Genomic DNA, 298 nt, shown 5'->3' with positions numbered 1-298 from the left:
CGCACCGGCGCGCTGCCCTCGCGTCGGGCTGTGATGCTGAGCCGCTGGGAAACTTTGCGGCCGGTGGTAGACCGGGTGCTCGGCCGCGGCAAACGCGTATTGCCTCGCCCAGTCTGTATAACCCTCGACCAGAAAACCCCCGGAGCGCTGGATGTACTGCTCGCGAGACGCGTGATAAATCGCGGGCAACGCGAACCATGGCACGTGCGGCAGGTCGTGGTGAACCAGATGAAAGTTGTTGTTCAGATAGAGCAGGCGCCAGAACAGACCTGCTTCGTTGATAACCGTACGATGCGCG

The 298-nt window shown here is 62.1% G+C and carries 1 protein-coding gene; it reads right to left on the bottom strand.

Going from position 1 to position 298, the window contains the following annotated elements; translation table 11 throughout:
- On the bottom strand, positions 1-298 hold a 298-nt coding region (locus tag EN824_RS34500), incomplete at both ends, for a fatty acid desaturase (protein ID WP_210236399.1).

Source organism: Mesorhizobium sp. M8A.F.Ca.ET.181.01.1.1, assembly GCF_004792025.1.
GTDB lineage: Bacteria > Pseudomonadota > Alphaproteobacteria > Rhizobiales > Rhizobiaceae > Mesorhizobium.
The sequence above is the reverse complement of the archived record's forward strand: the minus strand, read 5'-3'. Positions and strand labels throughout refer to the sequence as shown.